At 68.7% G+C, this 16,416-nt stretch carries 18 protein-coding genes; 9 read left to right on the top strand and 9 right to left on the bottom strand.

The window, feature by feature from the left end:
* The first annotated feature begins 10 nt into the window (after positions 1 to 10).
* Positions 11 to 775, top strand: a complete 765-nt coding sequence (locus ACFOWB_RS15525) for an aspartyl/asparaginyl beta-hydroxylase domain-containing protein (RefSeq protein WP_261403094.1) — start codon at positions 11 to 13, stop codon at positions 773 to 775.
* A 203-nt stretch (positions 776 to 978) separates the two neighbouring features.
* The gene (locus ACFOWB_RS15520) at positions 979 to 1,272 is read left to right on the top strand and encodes a hypothetical protein (RefSeq protein ID WP_378148144.1); all 294 of its coding nucleotides are present in this window, start codon (positions 979 to 981) and stop codon (positions 1,270 to 1,272) included.
* Positions 1,273 to 1,338: 66 nt separating this feature from the next.
* Here ACFOWB_RS15520 and ACFOWB_RS15515 read toward each other — a convergent pair whose 3' ends face one another.
* The 7 genes from ACFOWB_RS15515 to ACFOWB_RS15485 all read right to left on the bottom strand — a co-directional run bounded on the left by ACFOWB_RS15515 (position 1,339) and on the right by ACFOWB_RS15485 (position 6,765).
* Positions 1,339 to 1,812: an MgtC/SapB family protein gene (locus tag ACFOWB_RS15515; protein WP_378148141.1), complete on the bottom strand. Its 474-nt coding sequence runs from the start codon at positions 1,810 to 1,812 to the stop codon at positions 1,339 to 1,341.
* A gap of 25 nt (positions 1,813 to 1,837) precedes the next feature.
* Positions 1,838 to 3,316: an Asp-tRNA(Asn)/Glu-tRNA(Gln) amidotransferase subunit GatB gene (gene gatB, locus ACFOWB_RS15510; RefSeq protein ID WP_261403093.1), complete on the bottom strand. Its 1,479-nt coding sequence runs from the start codon at positions 3,314 to 3,316 to the stop codon at positions 1,838 to 1,840.
* A 71-nt stretch (positions 3,317 to 3,387) separates the two neighbouring features.
* Positions 3,388 to 3,687 carry a chorismate mutase gene (locus ACFOWB_RS15505; protein WP_378148139.1) on the bottom strand — a complete coding sequence of 100 codons (300 nt, stop codon included), beginning with the start codon at positions 3,685 to 3,687 and terminating at the stop codon, positions 3,388 to 3,390.
* Positions 3,684 to 5,159, bottom strand: coding sequence for an Asp-tRNA(Asn)/Glu-tRNA(Gln) amidotransferase subunit GatA (gene gatA, locus ACFOWB_RS15500; protein WP_261403091.1), 1,476 nt, complete (start codon positions 5,157 to 5,159; stop codon positions 3,684 to 3,686). Before gatA ends, ACFOWB_RS15505 begins: the two co-directional genes overlap by 4 nt.
* A gap of 55 nt (positions 5,160 to 5,214) precedes the next feature.
* Positions 5,215 to 5,502: an Asp-tRNA(Asn)/Glu-tRNA(Gln) amidotransferase subunit GatC gene (gatC, locus tag ACFOWB_RS15495; RefSeq protein ID WP_261403090.1), complete on the bottom strand. Its 288-nt coding sequence runs from the start codon at positions 5,500 to 5,502 to the stop codon at positions 5,215 to 5,217.
* A 256-nt stretch (positions 5,503 to 5,758) separates the two neighbouring features.
* Entirely contained in the window at positions 5,759 to 6,055 is a 297-nt protein-coding gene (locus ACFOWB_RS15490; RefSeq protein ID WP_261403089.1) for a hypothetical protein, read from the bottom strand.
* Positions 6,052 to 6,765 carry a metal-dependent hydrolase gene (locus tag ACFOWB_RS15485; RefSeq protein ID WP_261403088.1) on the bottom strand — a complete coding sequence of 238 codons (714 nt, stop codon included), beginning with the start codon at positions 6,763 to 6,765 and terminating at the stop codon, positions 6,052 to 6,054. Before ACFOWB_RS15485 ends, ACFOWB_RS15490 begins: the two co-directional genes overlap by 4 nt.
* A 132-nt stretch (positions 6,766 to 6,897) precedes the next feature.
* Here ACFOWB_RS15485 and ruvX point away from each other — a divergent pair, with 132 nt between their 5' ends.
* Positions 6,898 to 7,389: a Holliday junction resolvase RuvX gene (gene ruvX, locus ACFOWB_RS15480; RefSeq protein ID WP_378148135.1), complete on the top strand. Its 492-nt coding sequence runs from the start codon at positions 6,898 to 6,900 to the stop codon at positions 7,387 to 7,389.
* Entirely contained in the window at positions 7,386 to 8,327 is a 942-nt protein-coding gene (locus tag ACFOWB_RS15475; RefSeq protein ID WP_378148133.1) for an AEC family transporter, read from the top strand. The genes ruvX and ACFOWB_RS15475 overlap by 4 nt, the downstream gene beginning before the upstream one ends.
* Positions 8,328 to 8,368: 41 nt before the next feature.
* On the opposite strand, the gene ACFOWB_RS15470 is transcribed toward ACFOWB_RS15475, so the two are convergent.
* Complete coding sequence (locus ACFOWB_RS15470; RefSeq protein WP_378148131.1) at positions 8,369 to 8,914, bottom strand: hypothetical protein; 546 nt, start codon at positions 8,912 to 8,914, stop codon at positions 8,369 to 8,371.
* A 200-nt stretch (positions 8,915 to 9,114) separates the two neighbouring features.
* Here ACFOWB_RS15470 and ACFOWB_RS15465 point away from each other — a divergent pair, with 200 nt between their 5' ends.
* The 4 genes from ACFOWB_RS15465 to dprA all read left to right on the top strand — a co-directional run bounded on the left by ACFOWB_RS15465 (position 9,115) and on the right by dprA (position 13,280).
* A complete protein-coding gene (locus tag ACFOWB_RS15465) occupies positions 9,115 to 10,068 on the top strand; it encodes an aspartate carbamoyltransferase catalytic subunit (protein WP_261403085.1) in 954 nt (317 codons plus the stop codon).
* Complete coding sequence (locus tag ACFOWB_RS15460; RefSeq protein ID WP_378148128.1) at positions 10,061 to 11,365, top strand: dihydroorotase; 1,305 nt, start codon at positions 10,061 to 10,063, stop codon at positions 11,363 to 11,365. The genes ACFOWB_RS15465 and ACFOWB_RS15460 overlap by 8 nt, the downstream gene beginning before the upstream one ends.
* Positions 11,366 to 11,536: 171 nt before the next feature.
* Positions 11,537 to 12,145, top strand: coding sequence for a glycerol-3-phosphate 1-O-acyltransferase PlsY (gene plsY, locus ACFOWB_RS15455; protein WP_261403084.1), 609 nt, complete (start codon positions 11,537 to 11,539; stop codon positions 12,143 to 12,145).
* Between the two features lie 10 nt (positions 12,146 to 12,155).
* Positions 12,156 to 13,280: a DNA-processing protein DprA gene (dprA, locus tag ACFOWB_RS15450; RefSeq protein ID WP_261403083.1), complete on the top strand. Its 1,125-nt coding sequence runs from the start codon at positions 12,156 to 12,158 to the stop codon at positions 13,278 to 13,280.
* Here dprA and ACFOWB_RS15445 read toward each other — a convergent pair.
* A complete protein-coding gene (locus ACFOWB_RS15445; RefSeq protein ID WP_261403082.1) occupies positions 13,254 to 13,478 on the bottom strand; it encodes a hypothetical protein in 225 nt (74 codons plus the stop codon). The two genes, dprA and ACFOWB_RS15445, sit on opposite strands and share 27 nt — an antisense overlap.
* Before the next feature lie 251 nt (positions 13,479 to 13,729).
* Here ACFOWB_RS15445 and topA point away from each other — a divergent pair, with 251 nt between their 5' ends.
* The gene (gene topA, locus ACFOWB_RS15440) at positions 13,730 to 16,405 is read left to right on the top strand and encodes a type I DNA topoisomerase (RefSeq protein ID WP_378148125.1); all 2,676 of its coding nucleotides are present in this window, start codon (positions 13,730 to 13,732) and stop codon (positions 16,403 to 16,405) included.
* The last annotated feature ends 11 nt before the right edge of the window (positions 16,406 to 16,416 follow it).

Raw genomic sequence — 16,416 nt, 5'->3', positions numbered from 1 at the left:
GAGCATGACGATGGTCGACCTCGCACAGCCTTTGAAGGCGAAAAAGCCGAAGCGCAGCTTCATCTATCGGACGGGCAAGAAGCTTCGGCCGTGGTTCGACGACATCCTCGCGAAGTCCTCAGCGGTGGGAAATCCTCCGGTCTTCGATCCCGCGACCTTTCCCTGGACGGCCGAGCTCGAGGCGAACTGGGACAAGATTCGGGTCGAAGCGCTGAAGGTGCTCGAGTTCGAGGACATTCCCGTCCTGCCCGACATTTCCCCCGACCACGGACGGCTGGGCGCGGACCGGAAGTGGAAATCGTTCTTCCTCTTTGGCTACGGCTATCGGGTCGACGACAATTGCGCGAAGGCCCCGGTGACGGCGGAGATCGCGAGCCGCGTGCCCGGGCTCAACAGCGCCTTCTTTTCGATTCTCGCGCCCGGCGCCCGAATCCCGCGTCACCGCGGCGTCACCAAAGGCCTCATCACCTGCCATCTCGGCGTGGTGGTGCCGAAGGACTGGAGGTCCGTCCGCATGGCGGTGCACGACCAGATGGTGCACTGGCATGAGGGCAAGTGCCTCGTGTTCGACGACACCTATCACCACGAGGTCTGGAACGAGACCGACGAGACCCGCGTGGTGCTGCTCGTCCAGTTCGAGCGCCCGATGCGCCAGCCCGGCCGAGCCATCGGCCGCGCCTTCATGGGCGCGGTGCGTCGCAGCCCGTTCGTGCAGGAAGCCCGAAAGAACTTCCTCGCTTGGCAGGGCGCTCAGAACAAGATCGACGGGCACTGAGCGAGTTGTCGTCCACGCCTTGGACGGCTTACAGGGCGAGAGTTTCTCGCCCTGAGAGTTCGCTGCGTGGGGTTCCATCACTCTCTGTCATCCAGCGGTCAAACTCATTTGAGGTTGCGCGCGGTTTAATTTCGCATGCCGCACCCCAGTTCATCTCCCAAGAGGCGGACGACTTTTGTCCGCCATGACGACAGGAGATTTATATGAGGACCTTGATCGCAGCCGCTGGCGTGTTGGCGCTCTCCACGGGCGCGGCCTTCGCACAGTCCGCCGTCATTCAGGAGCAAGGCGCCTACGGCTATGCGCCCGACGGCGAGACCGTCGCCTCGTATGATGAGGTCTACAGCCCGAGCCAGGGCACGAATTACGAGTTCCACGATGACGGCTACGTCACGCCGGCGCCCGGCTTCTCGGGCCAGAACACGTCTGAGGCGCTCGACAGCACGCCGAACATGGGCGCGGGCACCAGCCGAAGCTCGAACGCCAACAGCGGCTGACGCCCGGCGGCCCCAGAACCACGACAGAAGGCCGGAGGCTTCGCGCCTCCGGCCTTTCTTGCATGGTCAGTCATCATCGTCGGCGAAGTCGTGTCCCATCGACTTCGCGATCCGGCGCGGCAGTACGAGCACGAGCAATGTGAGCGCCGCCGCGAACCCGATCAGCGGCCAGCTGGCGAGCGCGCAGGCGACTCCGAGAGCGGCGGTCGCCCAGACCGCGGCGGCCGTGGTCAGCCCGCGGACGCGGCTGTCGCCCGGGAGCTTCAGGATCACGCCGGCGCCGATGAAGCCCACGCCGGTCATGACCCCCTGAAGAACGCCCTGCACGACGCGGCTCATCGCGTCGGGCTCGGAGCGAAGCGCTTCGTGCTGAAGCCCGACCAATGCGACGAGGCACGCGCCGAGCGCCACGAGGCCGAGCGTGCGCATGCCGGTGGGCTTGTGCTTCAGGTCACGGTTGAAACCGACCGCGAGGCCGCAGGCGGCCGCGGCAAGGAGCCTCAGGGCGGCGTCGATCTCGAACGGCGTCAGACCCCACATCGGGGCGCTCCGGAAAGACCGCGCGTCAGATCCCGAGCTTGCGCTTCAGGATGTCGTTGACGGCCTGCGGATTGGCCTTGCCGCCGGAGGCCTTCATCACCTGCCCCACGAACCAGCCGGCGAGCGTCGGCTTGGCCTTGGCCTGCTCGACCTTGTCGGGATTGGCGGCGATGACCTCGTCCACCACCTTCTCGATCGCGCCGGTGTCGGTGACCTGTTTCAGGCCGCGGCTCTCGACCAATTCGCGCGGGTCGCCGCCCTCGGTCCAGAGGATCTCGAACAGGTCCTTGGCGATCTTGCCCGAGATCGTGCCGTCGGCCACGAGCTTCACCAGCCCGCCGAGCTGGGCGGCCGAAACCGGGCTCTCGGTGATCGGCGTCCCGTCCTTGTTGAGGCGGCCGAACAGCTCGTTGATGACCCAGTTGGCGGCCGTCTTCGGGTCGCCGCGCTTGGCCACCTGCTCGAAGAAGTCCGCCGACTCGCGCTCGAGCGTCAGCACCATGGCGTCATAGGGCGTGACGCCGTAGTCGCGGATGAAGCGCGCCTTCTTGTCGTCCGGAAGCTCCGGAAGGCCCGCCGCGAGTTCGTCGACCTCCGACTGCTCGACCACGAGCGGCAGCAGATCGGGATCGGGGAAATAGCGGTAGTCGTGCGCCTCTTCCTTGGAGCGCATCGCCCGCGTCTCGCCCTTCACCGGGTCGAACAGCCGCGTCTCCTGGTCGATCGCGCCGCCGTCCTCGAGAATCTCGATCTGGCGGCGCGCCTCGGTCTCGATCGCCTGGCCGATGAAGCGGATCGAGTTGACGTTCTTGATCTCGCAGCGCGTGCCGAACGGCGCGCCGGGCTTTCGCACGGAGACATTCACGTCCGCGCGGAGGTTGCCCTTGTCCATGTCGCCGTCGCAGGAGCCGATGTAGCGCAGGATCGTGCGGAGCTTGGTGACGTAGGCCTTGGCCTCGTCCGAGGAGCGCATGTCGGGCTTCGACACGATCTCCATCAGCGCGACGCCGGAGCGGTTGAGATCCACGAAGGACAAGCGCGGATCCTGGTCATGGATCGACTTGCCCGCGTCCTGCTCGAGATGGATGCGCTCGATGCCGACGGAGATCTGCTCGCCCTCGCCCATGTCGACGATGACGACGCCCTCGCCCACGATCGGGCTCTTGTACTGCGAGATCTGGTAGCCCTGCGGCAGGTCCGGATAGAAGTAGTTCTTCCGGTCGAAGGTCGAGGTCAGATTGATCTGCGCCTTGACTCCGAGCCCGGTGCGGATCGCCTGCCGGACGCATTCGTGGTTCAGCACCGGCAGCATGCCGGGCATGGCGGCGTCCACGAGGCTGACATGGGAGTTCGGGCTCGCGCCGAAGCCGGTCGAGGAGCCTGAGAACAGCTTCGCCTCGGAGGTCACCTGCGCGTGGATCTCGAGCCCGATCACGATCTCCCAGTCGCCGGTGGCGCCGGCGATGAGCTTGGACGAGGCGGGGATCTTGGAGGGGGCGTTCATGGGGCTCGCACCTTCGGGCGGCGAAGTCTTGGACGTTTTTACCGCGCCGCCTTTTGACGACGCAACGACGCTCAGTCTTGCGCCGCTTCCATCAGCTTGCGCTCATGAGCGATGAACTCGCCCATCATCGCGCGCCAGAGCGCTTCGGCGAGGTCCGGGTCGATGTCATGGCCTGACGCGAGCTCCCGGGCATGCGCCGCGACCTGCTCGACGCGCCAAGGCACCAGCGCGATCTCGGGATCGCCCTTGATGCGCGCCGCCTCGGCGATGCAGTGCGCGCGGGCCGCCATCAACGGCATCAGTTCGGCGTCGAGGGCGTCGATCGCGGCCCTCACCTCGCTCATGTCGCGATAGGTCGGACGAGCGCTCACCACCAGCGGTCCGCCGTGAAGCGGCCGTTGGCGTCCTCGATGACGGCGGCGGTCGCGAACAGCGTCTCCTCGTCGAACGGCCGGCCGATCAGCTGCAGCGCGAGCGGCAGGCCCTCGGCCGAGAGCCCCGCAGGCACCGAGACGCCCGGCAGTCCCGCCATGTTCACGGTCACCGTGAAGACGTCGTTGAGATACATCTCGACGGGCGAGGCGTTCGCCATCTCGCCGACGCCGAAGGCGGCCGAGGGGGTCGCGGGCGTGAGGATCGCGTCGACGCCGGCGGCGAAAACCGTCTCGAAATCCTGCTTGATCAGCGTCCGCACCTTCTGGGCGCGGACGTAATAGGCGTCGTAATAGCCCGCCGAGAGCACATAGGCGCCGATCATGATGCGGCGGCGCACCTCGCTGCCGAAGCCCGCCGCGCGGGTGTTCTCGTACATCTCGGTGATGTCGCGGCCGGCGACGCGCGCGCCGTAGCGCACGCCGTCATAGCGGGCGAGGTTCGACGAGGCCTCGGCCGGGGCCACGATGTAATAGGCCGGCAGCGCATACTTCGTGTGCGGCAGCGAGACCTCGACGATCTCGGCGCCGGCCGCTTTCAGCTGCTCGGCGCCCTGGCTCCACAGCTTCTCGATCTCGGCCGGCATGCCATCGACGCGGTATTCCTTCGGCACGCCGATCCGCAGCCCCTTCACGGAGCGGCCGACCGCGGCCTCGTAGTCCGGCACGGGGGTGTCGACCGAGGTCGAGTCGCGCTTGTCGTAGCCGGCCATCGATCCCATCAGGATCGCGGCGTCTCGCACGTCGCGGGCGATCGGTCCCGCCTGGTCGAGCGAGGACGCGAAGGCGACGATCCCCCAGCGCGAGCAGCGGCCGTAAGTCGGCTTCACGCCGACCGTGCCGGTGAAGGCCGCCGGCTGGCGGATCGAACCGCCGGTGTCGGTCGCGGTCGCGCCGAGGCAGATGCGCGCGGCGACCGCCGCGGAGGAGCCGCCCGACGAACCGCCCGCCACGAGCTTGGCGTCAGAGCCCTTGCGGCGCCAGGGATTGACCGGCGTGCCGAACGCCGAGGTCTCGTTCGACGAGCCCATGGCGAACTCGTCATTGTTGAGCTTGCCGAGCATCACCGCGCCGGCGGAGCGCATCAGCGAGGTGACATGGCTCTCGTAGGGCGGCGTGAAGTCGCCGAGGATCTTCGAGCAGGCGGTCGTGCGCACGCCTTCGGTGCAGTAGAGGTCCTTCACGCCGAGCGGCAGGCCCTCGAGCGCCCCGGCCTCGCCGCGGGCGATGCGGGCGTCGGACTCCGCGGCGCGCTCCAGCGCGATTTCGGGGGTCTCGAGCACATAGGCGTTGAGGCCGCGCGCAGCCTCCATGGCCTCGAGATAAGCCTTGTTCAGCTCGACGGCCGAAAACTCCTTGGCGGCGAGCGCCTTGCGGGCTTCGGCGAAAGTGAGATCGCAGAGTTCGGTCATCGGATCGGACGGCTCGGTTCGGAGTGCGGACGGCTGCGGCGAAGCAGAGCCGCGGTCATTCGACGACCTTCGGGACGACGTAGAAATCAGCCTCGCGCGCCGGCGCGTTCATGAGCACCTTTTCGGCGTCCTCGCCATCGTTGACGACGTCGTCGCGCAGGCGCGCCGTGGCCGGGATCACGCTCGTCATCGGCGGGACGCCCTCGACGTCGAGCTCCGACAGCTCCTCCACGAAAGCCAGGATCGCGTCGAGCTCGCCCTTGAGCTTGGACACTTCGTCGTCCGCGACCGCGATGCGGGCGAGCCGCGCGACGCGGCGGACGGTGTTTTCATCGACGGACATTCGGGCCCTTCGGCAATTTTCGGGCCTGCGAATTCAAGGCCCGGCGACGAAGGGCGGCTTAGCACAGCGCTCTTCGCGCCCGCAACGCACTGCTTGCTTCGAGACGCGGCCTTAGTGCGCGCTTCGAGACGGCCCTTCGGGCCTCATCGAGCCATGAGGACGGTTTGTGTAGCCCAAACGATCCTCATGCTGAGGAGCCGTCCGAAGGACGGCGTCTCGAAGCGCGCAGTTGACTGCGCCAGCCTGCGGCGGCGGTTCACCAGCCCGCGTCCGGCGGGACGGGCGACACCGTCGCCTTCCGGGTCTTCTTGACGAACAGGCACAGCATCGTCTCGCGCGTTCCCTTCATCCGGCCGCTGGCGATCTGCCCCGCGACCCGCGTCACCGAGTGCAGTTCGAAGTCGACGGACTTGAGGGTCCTGGCCTTGGCGAGGCCCGAGGCCTTCGCGCAGGTCTTCGCCACCTCCGCCTCATGAGCGGCCCAGGCGTCCGGCGAAGCGGCCACGGCCGGAAACGCCGCGAGACAGAAGGCGGCGGCGAGGAGAGCCCTCACCCCTCGGCCTCGAACTCCACCCCGACCTCGGGAACCTTCACGGTCGTTCCGCGCACGCTGTCCATGAGGGCGGTGAACTTCTCCGCGCTCGGATCGATGATCGGGAAAGTGCCGTAGTGGCAGGGCACGACGAGGTCGAAGTCGAAGAAGTGCCGGCAGGCGTAGGCCGCGGTCTTGGCGCCCATGGTGAAGCGGTCGCCGATCGGCACGAAGCCGACGTTCGGGGCGTAGAGCTCGTTGATGAGCTTCATGTCGCCGAAAATGCCGGTGTCGCCCATGGCGTAGACCACCGGCTCGTCCTCGCCCTCCGGGGCGATGATCAATCCGTGCGGGTCGCCGAGATAGATCGAGACGCCGTTGTCCAGCAGCTTGCCGGACGAGTGGAACGCCTGGGTCATGGTGACCTTGAAGCCCGGCAGCATGACCGAGCCGCCGGTGTTCATCGGCTCCAACTTCTCGACGCCCTGGGAGACGAGCCACTGGCCGAGGTCGAAGTCGGCGACCAGCGTCGCGCCGGTTCGCTTGGCGATCTCGACCGTCTGGCCGACATGGTCGAAATGGCCGTGGGTCAAGAGAATGTGGGTCGTCCCGGCGGTCGCTGCTGCGATGTCGCCCTTGAACACCCCGTTGTCCAAGAAGGGATCGACCAGCACCACCGAGGAGCCGAAGGCGAGCTTGAAGGCCGAGTGACCATACCAGGTGATCCGCATTGTGGCTTCGCGACCTCCGTCGTCCGGGCGAGCATCGAGCTTGGCGCGACACATAAGCGCCGGGCCGCCCCCGGCAAGCGGACGAAACGTCATGGATGGCGCGGCCCTTCATCGCCGTGCTAGCCAAGCGGCATGCCAGCCGCCGTGTTCCAGTCCTTCGAGGAGTTCGCCCGAACGCTGCCCCCCATGGGCGCGCTGGCGGGGCTCGACCTCGGGACCAAGACCATCGGCGTCGCGGTGTCGGATCCCGCGCGGCGCGTCGCCTCGCCGCTCGAAACGGTCATGCGCAAGAAATTCACGCCGGACGTGACGCGCATGCTGGAGATCGCGGCCAGCCGGAAGGTCGCGGGGCTCGTGCTGGGCCTTCCCGTCAACATGGACGGCACCGAGGGCCCTCGCGCTCAGGCGACCCGCGCCTTCGCCCGCAACCTCGCGCCGCTGACCGAGCTTCCGATCGCCTTCTGGGACGAGCGCATGTCGACGGCGGCGGTCGAGCGCATGCTAATCTCGTTCGACACCAGCCGGAAGCGTCGCGACGAGGTCGTGGACAAGCTCGCGGCGGCCTACATCCTGCAGGGCGCTCTCGACCGGATGTCGTATCTCGCCCGCAACGACGCGCCGTGATCGTCGCGATCGAAAGCCTTCTGCCCTCGCTTCTCCTGATCGGACTCGGCTCCGGCCTCGTCAGGACCGCGATCATGTCGCGCGAAGGCTGGGAGGGCGTCGAGCGGCTGAACTACTACCTGCTCTATCCGGTGCTGTTGTTCGTGAGCGTGGTGCGGGCCGACCTCAGATCTGCGCCCGTCTTCTCCGCGGGAGCCGCGATGGCGCTCGGAGTCGCGACCGTCGCGGCGCTCATGATCGTGTCGCGACGCCTCTGGCCGCGTCTGGGAGCTGCGGACGGCCCGGCCTTCACCAGCCATCTGCAGGGCGCGATCCGCTACAACACGGCGGTGGCGCTCGCGGTCTCCGGCGCGCTGTTCGGCGCCGAAGGGCTTGCGCTCGCGGCGCTCGGCGCGGTCGCGATCGTGCCGCTCATCAACGTCCTGTGCGTCAGCGCGCTCGCGACATGGGCCTCCGCCACGCCGCCGCGGGCCGCGGGTCTGGCGAAGGAGATCGCGCTCAATCCGCTGATCATCGGCACGGTCGCGGGCGCGCTGGTCAACGCGTCGGGCCTTGCGCTCTACAAGCCGCTCGTCGAGACCTTCGATCTCGTCGGCCGGGGCGCGCTCGGGCTAGCGCTGCTCCTTGTCGGGGCGGGCTTGCGCCTGCAGGCGCTTGCGCCGCGCGTCGACGTCGCGGCCTCGACGGCGCTGAAGCTCGTGCTAATGCCGGTCGCGATGACGTCCTACGCGATCGCCCTCGGCGTCGAAGGCGCGGCGCTCGCGGTCGTGGCGATCACCGGCGCGACGCCGACGGCGAGCAGCGCCTACGTCCTCGCGCGACGAATGGGCGGCGACGCGGAGCTCATGGCCACCCTCATCACCACCCAGACGATCCTGGCGTTTGCGACCTTGCCGGTCGCCGTCTGGCTCGCCGGCGGGGCCGGCGCCCCGCCGTGAGCGGGGCCGCAGCTCCGCCGTGAGCGCGTCGTCGGCTCGCCTCAGCAGGGCCGGTAGCGGATGACCTTGACCGGCCGGCCGCTGGCGTCGCGGCGCTTGCTGATCACCTGGCACTCCGCGCCCGAATAGACGCGGCGCGGGGCGTAGTCGTAGCCGCCGTCGTCGTAATAGTCGTCGTAGTAGTACGGGCTCGCGAGAGCCGCGCCGGCCGCAAGGCCCACCACGCCGGCCGCGTAGTAGCCGCCGCGCCGCCAGCCGTAGCGCCCGCCGCGATAATAGCCGCCGCGCCAGCCGCGGTAGCCGCCGCGATAGGCGTAGCGTCCGCCGCCGCGCCAGCTGCGGCCGCCCCAGCTGCGGCCGCCGAACGATCGACCGCCGCCGAACGACCTGCCGCCGCCGAAGCTGCGCCCGCCGCCGCCCCAGCCGCCGCCGCCGCGGCGGCCGACTGGCTGGATGTCCTTCATGGCGTAGCCGCCGACGGTCGCGCCGGACGCAGCGTTCTTCGAAGCGGCGTTGGCCGGCGAAGCCAGCGCCGCGACGCCGAGCGCGCAGGCGCCGGCGATAACGACATTCTGAAGCGGATTCATGTGACTCGAAGCCTCCTGGCGAGCGTCTCGCCTTCTTGATGGAAGGTTAAACGCCGCGAACTGGCCGGCCTTGCGGCTACACGCCACAAAAAATGGCCGGCGCGCCCTCATGCCGGACGAGATGGCGCGTCTCAAACGGTGGGCAAGGGCGCCGCGGGCCTTGCGAAAGAGGTCTCCGGAGCCTTAAGAGACCGGCCTTGATGAGCCCAGAACCGAACCCGCCGTTCGCGTTCCCGCACCGACATCTGCTCGGGATCGCGGGTCTGTCGCCAAGCGACATCGAGGGCCTTCTGGCCTCGGCCGAGGAGGCGGTATCTCTGTCCCGCCAGGTCGAGAAGAAAAAATCGACTTTGCGCGGACGCACGCAGGTCAACCTGTTCTTCGAGGCCTCGACCCGAACGCAGTCGTCGTTCGAGATCGCGGGCAAGCGGCTGGGCGCCGACGTCATGAACATGTCGGTGGCCTCCTCCTCGCTGAAAAAGGGCGAGACCGTTCTGGACACCGCCCTGACGCTGAACGCGATGCGGCCGGACATCATCGTGGTCCGCCATCACGCGGCGGGCGCGGTGGCGCTGCTCGCCCAGAAGGTCGACTGCTCGGTGGTGAACGCCGGCGACGGCGCGCATGAGCACCCCACCCAGGCTCTGCTCGACGCCCTCACGATCAAGCGCGCCAAGGGGCGGATCGAGGGCCTCAAGGTCGCGATCTGCGGCGACGTCCTGCATTCGCGCGTGGCGCGCTCGAACATCATCCTGTTGAACGCGCTCGGCGCGGAGGTTCGCGTGGTGGCCCCTTCCACGCTGCTGCCCGCAGGCGTCGAGCGCATGGGAGTGACGCCCTTCCGCACCATGCGCGAGGGCCTTGAGGGCGTCGACGTCGTGATGATGCTGCGCCTGCAGCTCGAGCGCATGAACGGCTCCTACGTGCCGTCCGTGAAGGAATACTTCGCGCGCTTCGGCCTCGACGCCCAGAAGCTCGCCTACGCGGCGCCCGACGCGGTCGTCATGCATCCCGGTCCGATGAACCGCGGCGTCGAAATCGCCTCGGAGGTCGCCGACGGCCCGCAGTCGCTGATCCGCGAGCAGGTCGAGATGGGCGTCGCGGTCCGCATGGCGGTGCTCGAAGCGCTCGCGAGGCATCTTCCCAATGCGTGAGCACCAGCCCTCCGAGGCCCGCCCCACCCTGTTCGTCAACGCCCGGCTCGTCTGCCCGGCGACCGGGCGCGACGAGACCGGCTCGCTGCTGGTCGACGGCGGCCAGATCGTCGAGCTCGGGCCCAAGGTGCCGCCCGCCTCGCGCGCCGAAACGGTCGACTGTCGGGGCGCGGTTCTGGCCCCCGGCCTCGTGGATCTCGGCGCCTTCATGGGCGAGCCCGGAGCCGAGCATCGCGAGTCCATCGAAACCGCGAGCCTCGCGGCGGCGGCCGGCGGCGTCACCACGATCGTGGCCCGCCCCGACACCACGCCCCCCGTCGATTCGCCCGAGATCGTCGACCACCTGAAACGCCGCGCCCGCGACACGGCGAGCGTCCATGTCCATCCGATGGCCGCGCTCACCAAGGGGCTCGAGGGCCGCGAGATGACGGAAGTCGGGCTGCTGCTCGACGCCGGCGCGGTCGCCTTCACCGACGGGCCGCGCTCGGTCGCGAACGCCCGCGTTCTCCGCCGCGCCATGACTTACGCGCGCGATTCCGGCGCGCTGATCTGCTGCCATGTCGAGGACCCGGACCTCGCGTCCGGCGGCGCCATGAACGAGGGCGAATACGCCTCGCGCCTCGGCCTGCCGGGGCGTCCCTCGACGGCGGAGACGCTGATGCTGGAGCGGGACGTGCGCCTCGCCCGGCTCACCGGCGCGCGCTACCACGCCAACGTCGTCACCTGCTCGGAGAGCCTGGAGGTTCTGGCCCGCGCCAAGAAGGGCGCGCCGAACATCACCTGCGGGACCTCGATCGCGCATCTGACGCTCAATGAAAACGACGTCGGCGAGTACCGCACCTTCTTCAAGCTCGCGCCGCCTCTGCGCCATGAGGACGACCGCATCGCGCTCGTCCAGGCGCTCGCCGACGGGCTGATCGACGTCGTCTGCTCCGCCCATGACCCGCAGGACGTCGAGACCAAGCGCCGGCCCTTCGCCGAGGCCGAGGACGGCGCGATCGGGCTTGAGACGATGCTCGCCGCGGGCCTCCGGCTCGTCCATTCCGGCGACGTGCCGCTGCATCGCCTGCTCGCCGCCATGTCGACGAAACCCGCGGAGCTTCTGGGCCTTCCCGGCGGCGCGCTCAAGGTCGGCGCCCCCGCCGACCTCATCGTCTTCGACCCCGACGCCCCCTGGGTGCTGGACGCCACGAAGCTGCGCTCGAAGTCCAAGAACACGCCCTTCGACCAGGCCCGCTTCCAGGGCCGCGTGCTGCGCACGGTCGTTGCCGGGCGGACGGTCTACGCGTACGGTTGAGGCGCACGGGATCCTTGGACGAGCCAGGTGCGTGCTTCGAGACGCCCGCTCTCGCGGGCTCCTCAGCATGAGGGCGTTGAGAATGCCACGCGAAGGATATCTCATGCTGAAGAGCGGCCCGCAGGGGCGCGTCTCGAAGCACGCAGTTTCTTTCGTGCAGAGCGATAAAGCGTGACCGACCTCCTTCTCTCCGCCCTCATCGGATACCTGCTCGGTTCGATCCCCTTCGGCGTGATCGTGACGCGCCTCGGCGGAGCGGGCGACCTCCGCAAGATCGGCTCCGGCAACATCGGCACCACCAACGTGCTGCGCACCGGCCGCAAGGAGCTCGCGGCCGCCACCCTCCTCGGCGACATGTTAAAGGCGACCGTCGCGGTGCTCGTCGCGCGCCATTTCTGGGGCGAGACCGCGGGCCTCGTCGGCGGAGCCGCGGCCTTCCTCGGCCACGTCTTCCCCGTCTGGCTCAAATTCAAGGGCGGCAAGGGCGTCGCCACCTATCTCGGCGCCCTGATCGGCGTGTTCTGGCCAGTCGCGCTCGCTTTCGCAGGCGTATGGATCGCGGTGGCCAAGATCACGAAATACTCCTCGGCCTCCGCGCTCGCCGCGAGCCTCTGCGCGCCGCTTCTCCTCGCGATCTTCGTCGACTCGATCACAGCGATCGTTTTCGCCGGGCTTTCGATCGCGCTGTGGCAGCTTCACCACGAGAACATCGGCCGCCTGATGGCGGGCGAGGAAAGCCGGATCGGCGAGAAGTCGGCCGCGCCGGATCCCCAAAGCTAGGACGTTGAAGATGCCCGGGCTCAGCGACGCGCAGCGCATAGCCTGGCTCCGGCTCATCCGATCCGAGAACGTCGGCCCCCGCACCTTCCGCAACCTCGTCAACCACTTCGGCGGCGCGGCCGCGGCGCTAGAGGCCCTGCCCGACCTTGCGCGCCGCGGCGGGCGGACCATCCATGTCTGCTCGACCGCGGAGGCCGAGGACGAACTCGCCGAATGCGCCCGCCGCGGCGTCCGGATGATCGCGCTCGGGGAGCCCGACTATCCTGCGATCCTGGCCTCGACCGAGGGCGCGCCGCCCTTGCTCGCGGTCGCCGGCGCCGCCGGCTGCTTCAAACGGCCGATGGTGTCGATCGTCGGCGCGCGCAACGCCTCTTCGGCCGGTCGGAGCTTCGCGCAGCGGCTGGCCCACGAACTCGGCGGCGCGGGCTGGGTCGTTGTTTCCGGCCTCGCCCGCGGGATCGACGCCGCCGCGCACGCCGCCTCGGTCGAGACCGGGACGGTCGCGGTGTTCGCGGGCGGGCTCGATTGCCTCTATCCGCCCGAGCACGCGGATCTCGCCAGCCGCATCGTCGAGGACGGCGCGCTCGTCTCCGAGATGCCGATGGGCTGGCAGCCGCGCGGACGGGATTTTCCGCGGCGCAACCGCATCATCGCGGCGATGAGCCTCGGCGTGGTGGTGGTGGAGGCGGCGATGCGCTCCGGCTCGCTCATCACCGCCCGGCTCGCGACCGAGATCGGCCGCGAGGTCATGGCGGCGCCGGGCTCCCCGCTCGATCCGCGCTGCGAGGGCTCGAACGCGCTGCTGCGAGAGGGCGCCACCCTCATCACGCGCTCCGAACATGTGATCGAAGCGCTCGGCCCCCTGATCGACCGCGGGCCGCCTCCCCCGCCGCCGATCTCGCTCGCGCAGGCCGGCGCCGCCGGGTTCGAGACGCCGGCCGCGGCGGACGACGACCGGACGAAGGTCTTGGAACTGCTGGGTCCTTCGCCTGCGACGATCGACGATCTCGTACGGCAGTCGGGCGCGCAGCCGAGGATCGTGCAGGTGGTCTTGCTGGAACTCGAGCTCGCCGGCCGGCTCGACCGCCGAGAGGACGGCCGGGTCGCGCTAAGAAGCGTCGACGCCTTCGTCTGACGGAGCCCGGCGCGTGTCGTCCTGGTCGCCTTCGCGCGCGATGGTCTCGGCTTCAAGTCCCGCCATCTCGAGAAGATAGGCGAGCGTCGTCAGCCTGTTGCGTCTCGCGAGCGCGCTGAGGTCCCGGCTCATTCCGGCGATGTAATCCGCGACATGCTCGCCGCCCTTCGGGATCGTATCGCCGTTCTGATCTCGCACGTCGGGCCCCGGCTCAATTGGTTGTGTCGCTAATTTTCATAAACCATTGATTGCGTCGCCGCCACAACCTGGCGTGCGAGACGGGAGGCGACCGAAACCCGCCCGGCCGATCTCTCCAAAAAGCAGGCGACGACGCTCGGAAGCCTCTGTTCCGAGCCCGACCATCGCCTCGCCATTTGACACGCCCCTGCCGCTCTCCCATTTTCCGCCCGCCGCCGAAGGCAGCACGGCCGGCGAAAGGCTCTTTCCTCATGCACAGTCTCGTCATCGTCGAGTCGCCCGCAAAGGCGAAGACGATCAACAAGTATCTCGGCTCGAACTACGAGGTCCTCGCGTCCTACGGGCACGTGCGCGACCTGCCGGCGAAAGACGGCTCGGTCGATCCGGACGACGACTTCCGCATGATCTGGGAGGTCGACGGCAAGGCCTCGCAGCGCCTGAACGAGATCGCGCGGGCGGTGAAGAACGCCGACAAGCTGATCCTCGCCACCGACCCGGATCGCGAGGGCGAGGCGATCTCGTGGCATGTGCTGGAAGTGCTGCGGCAGAAGAAGGCGTTGAAGGACCAGCCGGTCGAGCGCGTCGTCTTCAACGCCATCACCAAGCAGGCGATTCTCGACGCGATGAAGAAGCCGCGCGAGATCGACGTCGCGCTGGTGGACGCCTATCTCGCCCGCCGGGCGCTGGATTATCTCGTCGGTTTCACGCTCTCGCCCGTGCTGTGGCGCAAGCTGCCGGGCGCGCGCTCGGCCGGCCGGGTGCAGTCGGTCGCGCTCCGCCTCGTGTGCCAGCGCGAGATGGAGATCGAGCGCTTCGTTCCGCGCGAATACTGGTCGCTGATCGCAAAGCTCGCGACGCCGAAGGGCGACGTGTTCGAGGCGCGCATCTCGGCCGCGGACGGCAAGAAGATCGGCCGCCTCGACATCGGCGACGAAAAGACCGCGACCGCGCTCAAGCAAGCGATCGAGGCCTCGAACCTCGTGGTGCGCGAGGTGGAGGCCAAGCCCGGCCGACGCAACCCCGCCGCGCCCTTCACCACCTCGACGCTTCAGCAGGAGGCGAGCCGCAAGCTCGGCTTCGCGCCGAACCGCACCATGCAGCTCGCCCAGCGGCTCTATGAAGGCGTCGACATCGGCGGCGAGACCACCGGCCTCATCACCTATATGCGGACCGACGGCGTCGACATGGACCCGAGCGCGGTCGCGGCCGTCCGCTCGCTCATCGGCGGCGACTACGGCTCCCGCTACCTGCCCGACAGCCCTCGCAAATACACCGTGAAGGCCAAGAACGCGCAGGAAGCCCACGAGGCGATCCGCCCGACCGATCCCACGCGCCTGCCCAAGGAGATGGCCCGCCGCCTCGACGAGGATCAGGCCAAGCTCTACGACCTCATCTGGAAGCGCACCGTCGCGAGCCAGATGGAGGCGGCGGAGGTCGAGCGCACCACGGTCGACATCGCGGCGAACGGCTCAGGCCGCGACGTCGAGCTGCGCGCCACCGGCACGGTCGTGACCTTCGACGGCTTCCTGAAGCTCTATCAGGAAGGCCGCGACGACGAGGGCGACGAGGACGGCGCCCGTCTGCCGCAGATGGCTTCGGGCGACCCGCTGAAGCGCGTCGCGCCGATCGAGTCCTCGCAGCACTTCACAGAGCCGCCGGCGCGCTATTCGGAGGCCTCGCTCATCAAGCGCATGGAGGAGCTCGGCATCGGGCGCCCCTCCACCTACGCCGCGACCCTCGCGGTGCTGCGCGACCGCGAATACGTCAAGCTCGACAAGAAGCGCCTCATGCCGGACGACAAGGGCCGGCTGGTGACCGCCTTTCTCGAGAGCTTCTTCGAGCGCTACGTGGAGTACGACTTCACGGCGAGCCTCGAGGAGGATCTCGACAAGATCTCCAACAACGAGCTCGACTGGAAAGAGGTGCTGCGGCGCTTCTGGAAGGATTTCACGGGCGCGGTCGACGCCACCAAGGAGCTGCGCGTCGCGCAGGTTCTCGACGCGCTCAACGAGATTCTGGGCCCGTATGTCTTCCCCGCGAAGGCCGACGGCTCCGACCCGCGCGTGTGCCCCACCTGCGGCGCCGGCCAGCTCTCGCTGAAGCTCGGCAAATACGGCTCCTTCATCGGCTGCTCGAACTATCCCGAATGCCGCTACACCCGTCCGCTCGGCGGCGAGATGAACGGCGAGGAGGGATCGGCCGCCGGCCCAGACGGCGTGAAGGTGCTGGGGACCGATCCCGAGACCGGCCTTGAGGTCAGCCTTCGCGACGGGCGCTTCGGCGCCTATGTGCAGCTCGGCGAGCCGGTCGAGAAGGAAAAACCCAAACGCTCCAGCCTGCCGAAGGGCTGGTCGGCGGCCGAACTGACGCTGGAAGACGCGCTGAAGCTTCTGGCGCTGCCGCGGCTCGTCGGCGCGCATCCGGAGACCGGCAAGCCCATCGAGGCGAATATCGGCCGCTACGGCCCCTACGTCGCCCATGACGGCGTCTACGCCAACCTCGAGACGGCCGAGGAGGTCTTCACCGTCGGCCTCAACCGCGCGGTCGCGGTCATCGCCGACAAGCTGGCCAAGCGCGGCGGCGGACGCGGCGCGGCGGCGGCTGGCCGCACGCTCGGCGACCATCCGGACGGCGGGCCGGTGACGGTCCATGCCGGACGCTACGGCCCCTACGTCAAGCACGGCAAGGTCAATGCGACGTTGCCCAAGGGCGTCGACGCCGAGTCGGTGACGCTGGAAGAGGCGATCAAGATCGTGGACGCCAAGGCGGCGCAGGGCGGAGGCGGAAAGAAGCCCGCCCGCAAGACCGCGGCGAAAACGGACAAGAAACCCGCGGCCAAGAAAGCCGCGGCCAAAAAGCCCGCCTCAAAGGCGGCTTCGGGGAAGGCCACAGCCAAGAAGGCCCCGGCGAAGAACGCCGCGGAATAGCCGCCTCGGGA

It is taken from the genome of Chenggangzhangella methanolivorans (genome assembly GCF_042648545.1).
Taxonomy (GTDB): Bacteria; Pseudomonadota; Alphaproteobacteria; order Rhizobiales; family Methylopilaceae; genus Methylopila; species Methylopila methanolivorans.
The sequence above is the reverse complement of the archived record's forward strand: the minus strand, read 5'-3'. Positions and strand labels throughout refer to the sequence as shown.

Bases quoted from the DNA above. Each gene is read 5' to 3' on its own strand.
- ACFOWB_RS15465 (WP_261403085.1), top strand. From the start codon at position 9,115: ATGAGCCCAGAACCGAACCCGCCGTTCGCGTTCCCGCACCGACATCTG.
- dprA (WP_261403083.1), top strand. From the start codon at position 12,156: ATGCCCGGGCTCAGCGACGCGCAGCGCATAGCCTGGCTCCGGCTCATC.
- ruvX (WP_378148135.1), top strand. From the start codon at position 6,898: ATGCCAGCCGCCGTGTTCCAGTCCTTCGAGGAGTTCGCCCGAACGCTG.
- ACFOWB_RS15470 (WP_378148131.1), bottom strand. From the start codon at position 8,914: ATGAATCCGCTTCAGAATGTCGTTATCGCCGGCGCCTGCGCGCTCGGC.
- ACFOWB_RS15525 (WP_261403094.1), top strand. From the start codon at position 11: ATGGTCGACCTCGCACAGCCTTTGAAGGCGAAAAAGCCGAAGCGCAGC.
- gatA (WP_261403091.1), bottom strand. From the start codon at position 5,159: ATGACCGAACTCTGCGATCTCACTTTCGCCGAAGCCCGCAAGGCGCTC.
- ACFOWB_RS15515 (WP_378148141.1), bottom strand. From the start codon at position 1,812: ATGTGGGGTCTGACGCCGTTCGAGATCGACGCCGCCCTGAGGCTCCTT.
- ACFOWB_RS15460 (WP_378148128.1), top strand. From the start codon at position 10,061: ATGCGTGAGCACCAGCCCTCCGAGGCCCGCCCCACCCTGTTCGTCAAC.
- ACFOWB_RS15520 (WP_378148144.1), top strand. From the start codon at position 979: ATGAGGACCTTGATCGCAGCCGCTGGCGTGTTGGCGCTCTCCACGGGC.
- topA (WP_378148125.1), top strand. From the start codon at position 13,730: ATGCACAGTCTCGTCATCGTCGAGTCGCCCGCAAAGGCGAAGACGATC.
- ACFOWB_RS15485 (WP_261403088.1), bottom strand. From the start codon at position 6,765: ATGCGGATCACCTGGTATGGTCACTCGGCCTTCAAGCTCGCCTTCGGC.
- gatB (WP_261403093.1), bottom strand. From the start codon at position 3,316: ATGAACGCCCCCTCCAAGATCCCCGCCTCGTCCAAGCTCATCGCCGGC.
- gatC (WP_261403090.1), bottom strand. From the start codon at position 5,502: ATGTCCGTCGATGAAAACACCGTCCGCCGCGTCGCGCGGCTCGCCCGC.